Here is a 12,310-nt window from a genome sequence, read left to right as displayed (position 1 = left end):
GGCGTATTATACGGAAATCACTGTAAATTGCCAGCCCCGTCAGGCAATCCATCGTTCAGCGATAAGCGCCTCATTTTATGGACGTTTCAGAATACGATCCACCAGTGCGGACAGATTATCGGCCACGATCAGACGGTCATCGTAAGGCGATTGGCTGGCACTCAGATGGCGCTCGGTGTTGAGGCCGTTGCCCGTCCGGACCAACCCCAGTGTGCCGCACCCGGCACGAAAACCGGCTTCCAGGTCCTTGTCGCTGTCCCCCACCATGATGGCATTGCTGAGGCTGTCCAGACCCAGTTCGAGCTGGATGGCACGCAACAGGCCGGTGGCCGGCTTACGACAGTCACAGCCGTCATCGGGGTGGTGCGGGCAATACTGGATGGCATCAATCCGTCCCCCGGCCTCGTTGACGAGCTTGCAGAGCCGGTCATGCATGGCAGCAAGCGTCGCATCATTGTAGAGACCCCGTGCGATACCGGACTGATTCGTGGCGACCGCGATGCGATGTCCGGCGCCGCATAGCCGGGCAATGGCCTCGATGCTGCCGGGCAGGGGGTCCCAGTCATCGGGTGAGCAGATGTACTCACCCTCGTAACGATTGATGACCCCGTCCCGGTCGAGGATGACCAGCATGGCCTACCCCGTCGGCAACAACGAGATATCCGCCACCTGCAGGAACAGGTTTCGGAGGCGGTTCAGCAGTGCCAAACGGTTGCGGCGGACGCCTTCGTCGTCGGCCATAACCATGACGTCCTCAAAGAAGTTGTCCACCGTCTCCCGCAGGCTGGCCAGTGAGGCGAGCGCGGGTTCGTACTCGCCATCGGCGAACAGTGCAGCCGTCTTCTCAGCCTGGGTGTCCACCGCGTCGGCCAGCGCCGTCTCCGCGCCCTCTTCCAGCAGCGTCCGGTCAACAGACTCGCCGATGTCGTCGCCGCCCTGCTTGATGAGGATGTTGGAGACCCGTTTGTTGGCCGCAGCCAGTGCCTTGGCTTCCGGTAATTGCCGGAACGCCTCGACGGCATGGACGCGGCGGTCGAAATCCAGCGGGCCGGTCGGCCGACGTGCCTGTACGGACAGGAAGACTTCGGCGCCGACGCCCTGCTCTTCATAGTGGGCCCGGAAGCGTTCCAGCATGTAGTCGACGACGGGCGTCACCGGGTCGCTCTCAGTGAGGCTGGTGAACTGCTCAGCGGCCCACTGGCAGCAGTCGGTCAAGTCCAGCGACAGGCGGTGCTCGACGATGATCCGCAGTACGCCCAGCGCGGCCCGACGCAGGCCAAACGGATCACGGGTGCCGGACGGCGGCTGGTTGATGCCAAACAGACCCACCAACGAATCAATGCGGTCCGCCAGGGCCAGGGCGCAGCCGGTGTTGGTCGTCGGCAGATCATCGCCGGCGAACCGGGGCATGTACTGCTCGTTCAGGGCTTTCGCCACTTCATCCGGCTCGCCGTCATGGTGTGCGTAGTACTCACCCATGATGCCCTGCAGATCGCTGAACTCCAGGACCATCTCGGTGACCAGATCGGTCTTGGCCAGCATGGCCGCCCTCTCTGACAGCGGCGCATCACTGCCGATGGCCTCCGCGATCCGGCGGGCCAGTGCCGCGACCCGAACAGATTTGTCATGAATGCTGCCGAGCTTCTCCTGGAAGACAATCGGCTTGAGTTCGTCGATCCGGCTCTCCAGCGTGCGCTTGCGATCGGTATCGTAGAAGAAGGCCGCGTCCGCCAGGCGGGGGCGAATCACCTTTTCGTTTCCGCTGATCACCTGCTGGGGATCGGCGCTTTCCAGATTGGCCACCGTCACGAACAGTGGTTTGATGGTGCCCTGGTCATCGACCACATGGAAGTACTTCTGATGCTCCTCCATCGAGGAAATCAGTGCTTCGGCCGGCACATCGAGGAAACGTTCCTCGAACCGTCCCAGCAGGGGAACCGGCCACTCGTTCAGCGCGGTGACCTCATCGAGCAGATCGTCACCGATGACGGCTTCCCCGCCCCCCTGCTCCCGGGCCAGAGTGATCACGCCCTTGCGGATGCGTTCGCGCCGCTCGGCAAAATCCGCCAATACATAGCCTTCTTCCTTGAGCACCACCTCGTAGGCGTCCGGCGTGGGGATGATCAGGGGGCTCGGGCAATGGAAGCGATGCCCCCGGGTTTCGTTCCCGGTGGTAATGCCCATGATCTCGGTGTCGATCACCTTGCTGCCGAACAGCAGAACCACCCAGTGAATCGGCCGTACGAACTCGGCCTTGTGGGCGCCCCAGCGCATGCGCTTGGGAATCGGCAGCTGATTCAGGGCTTGCTCGACCATCCCCGGCAGCAGCTCCGCCGTCGGGCGACCCTGCTCGACGGAGCGATAGACGACCCAGGCGCCCTTGTCGGTTTCCATGGTGTCGAGCTGGTCCGGACTGACGCCGACCGAACCGGCGAAACCGGTCAGTGCCCGGGTCGGGTTACCGTCGTCGTCAAAAGCGGCCTTGACCGCCGGACCGCGCTTTTCGATGGCCTTGTCCGGCTGGGCATCGGCGAGGCCGGTCACCCGGACTGCCAACCGCCGCGGGGCCGCAAATGCCTGCACACCGGTGGACTCCAGGCCGGCGTCACCCATGGCGTTTTCCAGGCCCCTGGCAAAGGCATCTGACAACGACTTGAGGGCTTTCGGTGGCAGCTCCTCGGTACCGATTTCAACGAGAAAATCCTGTGATGCCATGGTCATGCGTCCTCTTTGTCCGCCTCGGCCAGCATTTCATCGCGCAGTGCGGCGGGAGCCATGGGGAAGCCCAACGCCTTCCGGCTGTCGAAGTAGGCGCGCGCGACCGCACGCGCCAGGGTACGGACCCGGAGGATGAAACGCTGTCGCTCGGTCACGGAGATAGCGTGCCGGGCGTCCAGTAGATTGAAAGTGTGGGAAGCCTTGAGGACCTGCTCATACGCTGGAAGGGCCAGGTCCGCGTCAATCAGTCGCTGGCTCTCGCGTTCGTGGACGTCGAAGCTGTGAAACAGGAACTCGGTGTCGGCCTGCTCGAAGTTATACCTGGACATCTCCACTTCGTTCTGGTGAAAAACATCGCCGTAGGTCACAACACCATCGGGCCCCTCAGTCCAGACCAGGTCGTAGACGCTGTCCACACCCTGCAGGTACATGGCGATTCGCTCCAGACCATAGGTCAGCTCACCGGTGACCGGGTAGCACTCAAGACCGCCCACCTGCTGGAAATAGGTGAACTGGGTGATTTCCATGCCATTGAGCCAGATTTCCCAGCCCAGGCCCCAGGCCCCGAGTGTCGGGGATTCCCAGTTATCCTCGACAAAACGGATGTCGTGGACCAGCGGATCCAGACCCAGCGCACGCAGCGAATCCAGATACTGCTCCTGAATATCGTCCGGCGAGGGTTTGAGAACCACCTGGAACTGGTAGTAGTGCTGTAGCCTGTTGGGGTTTTCGCCGTAGCGCCCATCGGTGGGCCGGCGACTGGGCTGAACGTAAGCCGCGTTCCAGGTCTCCGGGCCAATGGCGCGCAGGAAGGTGGACGGGTGAAAAGTCCCGGCCCCGACCTCCATATCCAGCGGTTGCTGCACCACGCAGCCCCGCTCGGCCCAGAATTGCTGCAGGGCCAGGATCAGGCCCTGAAAGGTCTTGAGGTCCGTGTTGGCCTGGTCGGTCATAACGGTCTGCCTGCTGATGGTTCGAAAGGGGCCCGGACGTTGATCGTCCGGGTACAGTGAAATGCGGGGATTATACGCGCCCGGCCGTGGTTTTTCGACGGTGACGCCGTGCCCTGGGTCTCGTTGTCAGCGACGCCAGAAGGCGGGGGTGAACAGCAGGAGCAGGGTGAAGACTTCCAGCCGTCCCAGCAGCATGGCGAAACACAGTACCCATTTGGCCAGATCGGGGATGTCGCCATAGTGATAGGCCACCTCGCCCAGGCCGGGGCCGAGGTTGTTGATGGTGGCGCCGACCGCTGTCCAGGCGGTGACCTGATCCAGTCCGGTCGCCTGCAGGATCACCAGCATGATGAGAAACATGAACATGTAGACCGAGAAAAAGCCCCAGACGGCCTGCAGGACCCGGTCCGACACGGGGCGATTACCCAGCTTGACCGGCATAACGGCGTTGGGGTGCAGCAGGCGCTTCATCTCCCGGGCGCCCTGGCGGAAGATCAGCAGGATCCGCACGACCTTGATGCCGCCGCCGGTCGAGGCGGCGCAGCCGCCCATGAACGACATGGTAAACAGCATGAACGGCAGCATGAGAGGCCAGACGGAGAAATCCGCCGTTCCGAAGCCGGTCGTGGTGGCCAGCGACACGACCTCGAACAGCCCTTGCGTGATGGCCTCGAACGGACCCAGTGTCTCGGTTGCGATCAGCGTCGTGATGGTAATCGTTGAGATAATGGCCAGCGCAGAGATGTAGAACTTGAACTCCGAGTCGGCCAGGTACAGGGCCAGATTGCGCTGGCGCCAGGCCATGAAATGCAGCGCATAGTTCGCACCGCTGAGGAGCATGAAGACCACCGCGATCATCTCGATAGCGGCACTGTTGAAGTAGCCGATACTGGCGTCGTGGGTGGAGAACCCACCGATGGCGATGGTGGAAAAACTGTGGCCAATGGCATCGAACCAGGTCATCCCCGCCAGCCAGTAGGCGACCGCGCAGACACCGGTGAGAAGAACGTAGATGTACCAGAGCGCCTTGGCGGTTTCGGCGATACGCGGCGTCAGCTTGTTATCCTTGACCGGACCGGGGACTTCCGCACGGTAGAGCTGCATCCCCCCAATCCCCAGCATTGGAAGGATCGCAACCGCCAGCACGATGATCCCCATGCCGCCGAGCCATTGCAGCTGTTGGCGATACCAGAGGATCGATTTGGGCAGATCATCGATACCGGTGATGACCGTCGAGCCGGTTGTCGTCAGGCCGGAGACCGCTTCAAACAATGCATCAATAAAGGTATGGGGCGGATTGCCACTGAGGTAGAGCGGGACCGAACCGGCGACACTCAGAACCACCCAGAACAGGGTGGTGACAACAAACCCGTCACGCACACGCAGATCGCCACGGATTCGGCGGAACGGGGCCCAGATCAGCAGCCCCCCGATGGCGATAATGGCCATGCCATTGGCAAACCGGGTCCACTGTCCATCCTCGTAGAGCAGGGAGATGCCCAGCGGCGGCAGCATGGTGATGCTGAACAGCATCATCAGGATACCGAGAATTTTCAGGATGACCGGAGTCCGCATGGTTCGTCAGTATCCGTCGCCTGGGTTCAGAAAAAGGTCAGCCCCACCTGGAACAGCCGCTCCACCTCACCGATCCGGGACTTGTCCACCAGAAACAGGATGACGTGATCGTCCGGTTGGATGCGTAGGTGATCGTGGGCGATCAGCACCTCGTTATGGCGCACAATGGCGCCGATGGTCGTGCCCTGTGGCAGTGAGATCTCATCCAGTCGCTTGCCGACGACCTTGGATGAGCGGTGGTCGCCGTGGGCAATCGCCTCGATGGCTTCCGCCGCCCCGCGACGCAGGGCATGGACGTTGACGACATCGCCCCGCCGCACATGAGTAAGCAGGCTGCCGATGGTGGTTTGCTGGGGCGAGATGGCCACGTCGATCTCCCCGCCCTGGATCAGGTCCACATAGTCGGGGTTGTTGATCAGTGTCAGCACCTTGCGCACGCCGAGCCGTTTGGCCAGCAGCGAGGCCATGATGTTGGCCTCATCGTCGTTCGTGACGGCGCAGAAGACGTCCGTGCCCTCGATGTTCTCTTCCAGCAGCAGATCCTTGTTGGCGGCATTGCCCTGCAGGACGATGGTCTTTCTCAGGCTTTCCGAGAGCATGATGCAGCGGTCCCGGTCGCGTTCGATCAGCTTCACCTGATACCGGTTCTCGAGGTTGTGGGCCAGGCGTTGGCCAATGTTCCCGCCACCGCAGATAAAGATGCGCTTGTAGCGTTTCTCGAGCGGCTGGAGCTCGCTCATCACGGACCGGATGTGGTCTGCCCCGGCGATGAAAAACACCTCATCGCCCTCCTCGATCACGGTGTCGCCCTGGGGAATGATGGGCCGGTCGCGCCGGAAGATGGCGGCCACCCGGGTATCGATCTTGGGCATGTGACTGCGCAGGTACGACAGCTCGTGCCCCACCAGCGGTCCGCCTTTGGTCGCCTCGATCGCCACCAGGCGGGCCAGTCCTTTGGAGAACTCCAGTACCTGCAGGGCCCCCGGATACTCGATCAGGCGGGTGATATGCCGGGTCACGACCTGTTCGGGGCTGATCAGTACGTCGATCGGCACACCGGCATCACAGAACAGCTCTTTGCGGGCCAGATAGGCGTTGGCGCGTACCCGGCTGATCTTGGTGGGCGTCTTGAACAGGGTGAACGCGACCTGGCAGGCCATCATGTTGGTTTCATCGCTGTTGGTCACCGCGATCATCATGTCCGCGTCTTCGGCGCCGGCCTGGCGCAGCACACTCGGGTAGGACCCCCGTCCCTGAACCGTGCGGATGTCCAGCCGGTCCTGGAGTTCGCGCAGCCGTGTGCTGTCGCGGTCGATGACGGTGATGTCGTTGGCTTCGTTGGCAAGGTTCTCCGCCAGGGTGCCGCCCACCTGGCCGGCTCCGAGGATAATGATCTTCATGACGTTACGGCCTGATTGTGGTTGCTGTCGGAGCGAACGAGACAGGCATAGAAAAAACCGTCGTGACTGCCATCCCCCGGGAACAACTGGTGTCCGTCACCGGTGTCCCGCCCCCAGGGCGCATCAATCGGCACCAGCCTCGCCTGCGGCTGCTGCCTGAGGAACCGCTGGATTATACGGTGATTCTCCTGCGGGAATACAGAGCAGGTGGCATAAACCAGACGCCCACCAACGGCCAGCGTGTCCCACAATGCACTCAGCAGGCGCAGCTGCTCCTCCGCCAGTGCCTTGATGTCGTCCTCCCGACGCAACAGTTTGATGTCCGGATGCCGGCGGATCACGCCACTGCCGCTACACGGTGCATCCAGCAGGATGCGGTCAAACGGCTGGCCGTCCCACCACTGGTCCGTGGCGCCCGCATCCGCTACCGCCAGTCTGGCCGACAGTCCGAGCCGGTCAAGGTTTTCCCGGATGCGCGGCAGGCGATCGGCACTGTCGTCCAGGGCGGTCACGCTCAGGTCGTCGGGGCCCTGCTCGAGAATGGCGCCGGTTTTCCCGCCCGGCGCGGCGCAGGCATCGAGCACACGCTGACCGGGCTGGAGATCGAGAAGCGTTGTGCACAGTTGCGCCGCTTCATCCTGAACGCTGGCCCTGCCGTTGTTAAATCCGGGGAGACGATCCACCGGACAGGGCTGATCGAGTTGAATGCCATAGGGCGCGAAAGGCGTCGCCCGGGCCGGGATGTCGGCCTGGGCCAGCTCTTCGAGGTAGGCCTCACGGTCCGTGCGCTTTGCGTTGACACGCAGGGTCATGGGCGGTGGCTGGTTGTTGGCCGTCAGGAGGGACTCCCAGTCCTCCGGCCAGTTATGCCGGAGCTTGTCGGTCATCCAGAGCGGGTGACTGAGACGCTCATCGGGTGCGTCGGGAGCGGGTTCACCGTCCCGCTGTGCGGCCCTCAGCACGCCGTTGACCAGCCCCGCCAGCTGTCGCCGACCCAGTGACCGGCAGGCTTCCACCGTCTCGTTGATGATGGCGTGATCCGCCTGGTGGCTGTGCCGAAGCTGGAACAGCGCAACGATCAACAGCGACTGGATGACCTGGTCTTTTCGACGCAGCGGTTTGCGCAGTCGGCGTGTCAGCTCCGCATTGAGCCGGTGGTACCAGCGGCAACTGCCAAAGGACAGGGCCTGGAGTGCGCTCTGGTCAGAGGGGGCCACCCGCTGTTGGCCGGACGGCAGGGCCTGACCCAGTGACTGGCCGTCAAGCACCGCCGTCACCACCTCAGCGGCCACGACACGCAGGGGCTGGGTCCGGGCCGCCACTAGGTCAGCACCTCGCCCGTCTGAAGGCAGTCCCGGCCGCCGTTGATCAGGTCGCTGACGGACTGGGCCCGGCTGCCGGGCAACTGCACCTGTTGCAGGCGCAGGGCGCCTTCGCCGCAGGCCACATCGATGCCGTCCCGTTCGCGTCTCAGGACGGTGCCCGGGTCCGCGTCACTGTGTTGTGACAGCGGTTCGACCGCATGAAGGCGGACCCGGTCGCCGGCGCTGTGCGTGAAGGCACCGGGGAACGGTGTGAAGGCCCGAACCAGCCGATCCAGCTCATACGCCGGTCGGTGCCAGTTCAGGGCCCCTTCGCTCTTATCGAGCTTACGGGCGTAGGTGGCGAGGCTGTCGTCCTGTTCCTCCGGCAGCAACTGGCTTTTTGAGAGTCGCTCCAGGGCCTCAACGATGGCGTCTCCGCCGAGACCCGCCAGTCGGTCGTGCAGGCTCTGTCCGGTCTCATCGTCGTGGATCGGCGTGGCGCGTTTCAGCAGCATATCGCCGGTGTCGAGCCCCTCGTCCATCTGCATGATGGTGATGCCACTCTCCCGGTCTCCGGCCGCAATGGCTCGCTGGATCGGAGCGGCACCGCGCCAGCGTGGCAGCAGTGAGGCGTGAATGTTCAGGCAACCAAAAAGGGGAATGTCCAGAATGCTGGCCGGCAGGATCAGACCATAGGCGGCCACCACCATGACCTCCGGTTCCATGGCGGCCAGTTCAGCCCGCGCCTCATCGCCGCACAGTGTTTCAGGCTGATAGACCGGCAGGTCATGAGCCAGCGCGGTTTCCTTTACGGGACTCGGTCGCAGTTTCCGGCCACGCCCGGCTGGCCGGTCCGGTTGGGTATAGACGCCTACGATGTCGTGGCCGGCGTCGATCAGGGACTGAAGAGCGGAGGCAGCGAAGTCGGGGGTTCCGGCAAAAACAAGTCGCACGGTGTGGCGGTCTCTATCTGGTCGGCCAATGAAAAAGACCGGGTCGTTCTGACCCGGTCCCCGGTGTTCCTGTCACGCTCGGTCCGGCCGAGCCGTCAGGCGCTTTGCTTGTGCAGCTTCTCAAGCTTCTTGCGAATCCGGTTCCGCTTGAGCGGACTAAGGTAGTCCACAAACAGGCGCCCGTTAAGGTGGTCCAGCTCATGCTGGATACAGACGGCCAACAGGCCGGTGGCCTCTTCCTCAAACGGTTCACCGTTGCGGTCCAGCGCCCGGATCATCACATGATCGATGCGGCTGACCTCGCCATAGAAGCCCGGCACGGACAGGCAGCCCTCCTGCATCTCCTGGTAGTCACCGTCGAGCACCTCGACTTCGGGGTTGATGAACACCCGTGGCTCGTCGTGGTTGTCGGACAGATCCATGACCACGATCCGCTCGTGAACATTGACCTGTGTCGCTGCCAGGCCGATGCCGGGCGCATCGTACATGGTCTCGAACATGTCATCGATCAGCTGACGCGTTTCATCGGTGACCGCCTCTACCGGCTTGGCCACATTACGCAGGCGCGGATCGGGAAATTCCAGGATATCGAGAATCATAACGGCACTGTCACCCGTTCGGTCCGGTGGTTTCATCGCGGCGGCACGCCGCTGTCCATTCGTTACACCCATTATCTCCCGTAACGCCCGGTCGGACGCAAGGGGCGGCACCAATGGCAGCAGTGGTCTATTATCCATCAGGGGGAGGTTGATGACAAATTGACCAGGGCGTCTCTTGGGTGACATGCGGTGCGACTTTCTGCCGCGCAGACTCCTGGGCCTGCCGGACGGCGCGGCGCCCATACTGGCGCCGTCTTAAGAGGGGGTGTGCGATCAGGGGGGTGTTTGAGAGGTTCCCAGACCAAGTATCGGCTGCCGGGGGGTCATTTCCGGCGATGGAATATCCGGGGTAACAGGGGCGTACGGATACGTTTTGAGACGTTCCTGACATCACAAACCCCGTCTTTTCCTCTATAGTGTCAGCAGTGGAAATGAACGGCGCGGGACAGAGGGGTCCCGAACAACGAACGATAAAAGGCAAGCGATCAAGGACTCGGATAATGAGGAAACTGCTGTTTGTGCTGGCCACAGCCCTGCTGCTGGTGGCGTCCTGGGCTCACGCCGCGGGTCCGCAACTCAACTCGGACCATCCGGATCGATACACGGTTCAGAAGGGCGATACCCTCTGGGACATTTCTTCCCGCTTTCTGGATAACCCCTGGTACTGGCCGGAAATCTGGCATGTGAATCCCCAGGTCCAGAACCCACACCTGATCTACCCGGGCGACGAATTGGCCCTGGTGTACATTGATGGCAAGCCACGCGTCACCAAGGTCACGAAGAACGGCGTGACCAAACTGTCCCCCAAAGTACGGTCCGAGCCGATCGATACCCCGGTGCCGGCCATTCCGCTGGAAGCCATTCAGGGCTTTCTGACCGAAACCCGGATCGTCGACGAAGCGGCCCTGGAAGGCGCACCGTACATCCTTGAGGGTGAAGAGGGGCGCATCATTACGGGCGCCGGCGACCAGGTCTATGCCCGGGGCGAGGCGCCGAGTGAGAACGTTGGCATTTTCCGCCGCAGCCAGCGGTATGTGGACCCTGAGACGGGCGAATTCCTGGGGCTGGAAGCCCGGTCCATCGGGAATGGGCAGATCGAAGACACCGACGGCGAGGTGCTGACCGTTGGGCTGACCCGGACCCGGGAAGAAGTGCGGATTGGGGACCGGCTGCTGACCAGCGAGGACCGACGCATCAACACGACGTTCCAGCCCAGTGCCCCCGAGAATGACGTCGAAGGCACCATGATTGCGGTGCCGGGCGGTGTAACCCAGATTGGCCAGTACGATGTGGTGGTCATCAACCGGGGCATCCGCGAAGGACTGGTGCCCGGCAATGTGCTGGAAGTCCGCAAATCCGGTGGTCAGGCGCGTGACCCCTATACCGATGAGATCGTTAGTCTGCCATCCCAGCGAGCCGGCCTGCTGATGGTGTTCCAGAGCTATGACAAACTCAGTTATGGCCTGGTGCTGAAAGCAACCCGGACGCTCTCGGTTGGTGACCGGGTTGTGAACCCCGGCTGACGATCCGCTGACCGACCGACAAGTATAGTCAGGGCGCCAGGACGGCGCCCTTTTCCATGGTAAGGAAGCCCGATGTTACTCACCCCGCCTGAACACCGGCCACTGTCCGGTTCCGATCCTTTGAGCTGGCACCTGCTGGCGCGTTTGCCCGGAATAGGCCCGCAGCGATGGCAGGCGCTTCTGGACAATCTGGACGATCCCGCCACCCTGTTCAATGACGACGCCCACACGCTTCGGTCAATGGGGCTGCCGCCCGAAGCGCGCCGGACCGTGCAGGCCTGGCAGTCCGGCGATCATCATCACGACGCGATCGCCGACGCCCTTCGCGATCACTCGGAAGCGCAGCGCCTCGGGCTGACGGTGCTGACCCGCGCCGATCCCCGCTATCCGGCGTCGCTTGAGGCGATTCATGCTGCCCCGCCGTTACTGTATGTGCGAGGCGATCCCGACTGGCTGTCGCGTCCGCAGGTGGCGATCGTCGGCGCCCGAAAAGCCACCCGGGCAGGACTGGACCACGCGCGGCAATTCGCCCGCGTTCTGGCAGAGCGTGGCTGGGTGGTGACGAGCGGGCTGGCACTGGGGGTTGATGGGCACGCCCATCAGGGCGCGCTGGAAGGCGGTGGTGGGACGCTGGCGGTGCTGGGCACCGGCGCCGACGTGCCTTACCCGAAAGCCCATGGCCGGTTGCGCGAGCGGATCGTCGAGCAGGGGGCGCTGGTGTCGGAGTTTCCACCGGGGACCCGACCCCATGCCGGTCACTTCCCCCGGCGCAATCGCCTGATCAGCGGCCTGAGCCAGGGCGTTCTGGTGGTGGAAGCCGGACTCCGCAGTGGCTCGCTGATTACGGCCCGGCTGGCGCTGGAACAGGGCCGGGAAGTGTTCGCCGTGCCTGGCGCCATTCACAATCCCCAGGCCAGGGGCTGTCATCAGCTGATTCGCCAGGGCGCGGCACTGGTGGAATCGGTCGACGATATTGAGGCCGAACTCTCGGAGTGGTGGCAACCGGCCAACACACCGGAGCCCGCGCCTGCCCCGACGCCAGCGATTCCGGACCATCTGGAGGCGCGTGAGCGTCAGGTGCTGTCCGTCATGGAAACCGAAGCCAGCTCCACCGATCAGCTCTGCGATCGCACCGGGCTGGATGCGGACCAGTTGATGCAGGCCATTCTGTTACTGGAGATGGAGGGGCTGGTCCGGACAGTGCCGGGTGGTTTCGAGCGCACCTAGGAGTCTGCGCGGCAGAACGTCGCACCGCTGCGACCGCCCCACTGCGGTCCCTTTTGAG

At 63.2% G+C, this 12,310-nt stretch carries 10 protein-coding genes; 2 read left to right on the top strand and 8 right to left on the bottom strand.

Annotated elements, in window-relative coordinates:
* Nucleotides 1-75: 75 nt before the first annotated feature.
* From gmhB to def, 8 genes are all read right to left on the bottom strand, one after another.
* A complete protein-coding gene (gene gmhB, locus C8D92_RS05770) occupies nucleotides 76-633 on the bottom strand; it encodes a D-glycero-beta-D-manno-heptose 1,7-bisphosphate 7-phosphatase (RefSeq protein WP_116918707.1) in 558 nt (185 codons plus the stop codon).
* A gap of 3 nt (nucleotides 634-636) precedes the next feature.
* On the bottom strand, nucleotides 637-2,715 hold the full coding sequence (gene glyS, locus C8D92_RS05765; RefSeq protein ID WP_116918833.1) for a glycine--tRNA ligase subunit beta: 2,079 nt from the start codon (nucleotides 2,713-2,715) through the stop codon (nucleotides 637-639).
* A gap of 2 nt (nucleotides 2,716-2,717) precedes the next feature.
* Nucleotides 2,718-3,671, bottom strand: coding sequence for a glycine--tRNA ligase subunit alpha (glyQ, locus tag C8D92_RS05760; RefSeq protein WP_095610084.1), 954 nt, complete (start codon nucleotides 3,669-3,671; stop codon nucleotides 2,718-2,720).
* 126 nt (nucleotides 3,672-3,797) lie between these two features.
* Nucleotides 3,798-5,246, bottom strand: coding sequence for a TrkH family potassium uptake protein (locus C8D92_RS05755; RefSeq protein ID WP_095610085.1), 1,449 nt, complete (start codon nucleotides 5,244-5,246; stop codon nucleotides 3,798-3,800).
* 26 nt (nucleotides 5,247-5,272) lie between these two features.
* Nucleotides 5,273-6,646, bottom strand: a complete 1,374-nt coding sequence (gene trkA / locus C8D92_RS05750) for a Trk system potassium transporter TrkA (RefSeq protein WP_116918706.1) — start codon at nucleotides 6,644-6,646, stop codon at nucleotides 5,273-5,275.
* The gene (gene rsmB, locus C8D92_RS05745) at nucleotides 6,643-7,968 is read right to left on the bottom strand and encodes a 16S rRNA (cytosine(967)-C(5))-methyltransferase RsmB (RefSeq protein WP_116918705.1); all 1,326 of its coding nucleotides are present in this window, start codon (nucleotides 7,966-7,968) and stop codon (nucleotides 6,643-6,645) included. The genes trkA and rsmB overlap by 4 nt, the downstream gene beginning before the upstream one ends.
* Nucleotides 7,968-8,903 (bottom strand): methionyl-tRNA formyltransferase, encoded by a 936-nt coding sequence (fmt, locus tag C8D92_RS05740; RefSeq protein WP_116918704.1) that lies wholly within the window; start codon nucleotides 8,901-8,903, stop codon nucleotides 7,968-7,970. Before fmt ends, rsmB begins: the two co-directional genes overlap by 1 nt.
* A 95-nt stretch (nucleotides 8,904-8,998) precedes the next feature.
* Nucleotides 8,999-9,502, bottom strand: coding sequence for a peptide deformylase (def, locus tag C8D92_RS05735; protein WP_116918832.1), 504 nt, complete (start codon nucleotides 9,500-9,502; stop codon nucleotides 8,999-9,001).
* Between the two features lie 500 nt (nucleotides 9,503-10,002).
* Between def and C8D92_RS05730 the strand changes: the two genes are divergently transcribed.
* Together C8D92_RS05730 and dprA are read left to right on the top strand one after the other, a co-directional pair.
* Complete coding sequence (locus C8D92_RS05730; protein ID WP_095610089.1) at nucleotides 10,003-11,025, top strand: LysM peptidoglycan-binding domain-containing protein; 1,023 nt, start codon at nucleotides 10,003-10,005, stop codon at nucleotides 11,023-11,025.
* 72 nt (nucleotides 11,026-11,097) lie between these two features.
* A complete protein-coding gene (gene dprA / locus C8D92_RS05725) occupies nucleotides 11,098-12,252 on the top strand; it encodes a DNA-processing protein DprA (protein ID WP_116918703.1) in 1,155 nt (384 codons plus the stop codon).
* Nucleotides 12,253-12,310 lie beyond the last annotated feature (58 nt).

Origin of the sequence: Tamilnaduibacter salinus, assembly GCF_003096655.1 — a bacterium.
GTDB classification, from domain to species: domain Bacteria; phylum Pseudomonadota; class Gammaproteobacteria; order Pseudomonadales; family Oleiphilaceae; genus Tamilnaduibacter; species Tamilnaduibacter salinus.
Note: the sequence above shows the minus strand (reverse complement) of the source record. Positions and strands in the feature narration are given on the sequence as shown.

Excerpts from the sequence above, each read along its gene's own strand:
- dprA (WP_116918703.1), top strand. The coding sequence starts at position 11,098 with ATGTTACTCACCCCGCCTGAACACCGGCCACTGTCCGGTTCCGATCCT.
- glyS (WP_116918833.1), bottom strand. The coding sequence starts at position 2,715 with ATGGCATCACAGGATTTTCTCGTTGAAATCGGTACCGAGGAGCTGCCA.
- C8D92_RS05755 (WP_095610085.1), bottom strand. The coding sequence starts at position 5,246 with ATGCGGACTCCGGTCATCCTGAAAATTCTCGGTATCCTGATGATGCTG.
- gmhB (WP_116918707.1), bottom strand. The coding sequence starts at position 633 with ATGCTGGTCATCCTCGACCGGGACGGGGTCATCAATCGTTACGAGGGT.
- glyQ (WP_095610084.1), bottom strand. The coding sequence starts at position 3,671 with ATGACCGACCAGGCCAACACGGACCTCAAGACCTTTCAGGGCCTGATC.
- def (WP_116918832.1), bottom strand. The coding sequence starts at position 9,502 with ATGATTCTCGATATCCTGGAATTTCCCGATCCGCGCCTGCGTAATGTG.
- trkA (WP_116918706.1), bottom strand. The coding sequence starts at position 6,646 with ATGAAGATCATTATCCTCGGAGCCGGCCAGGTGGGCGGCACCCTGGCG.
- C8D92_RS05730 (WP_095610089.1), top strand. The coding sequence starts at position 10,003 with ATGAGGAAACTGCTGTTTGTGCTGGCCACAGCCCTGCTGCTGGTGGCG.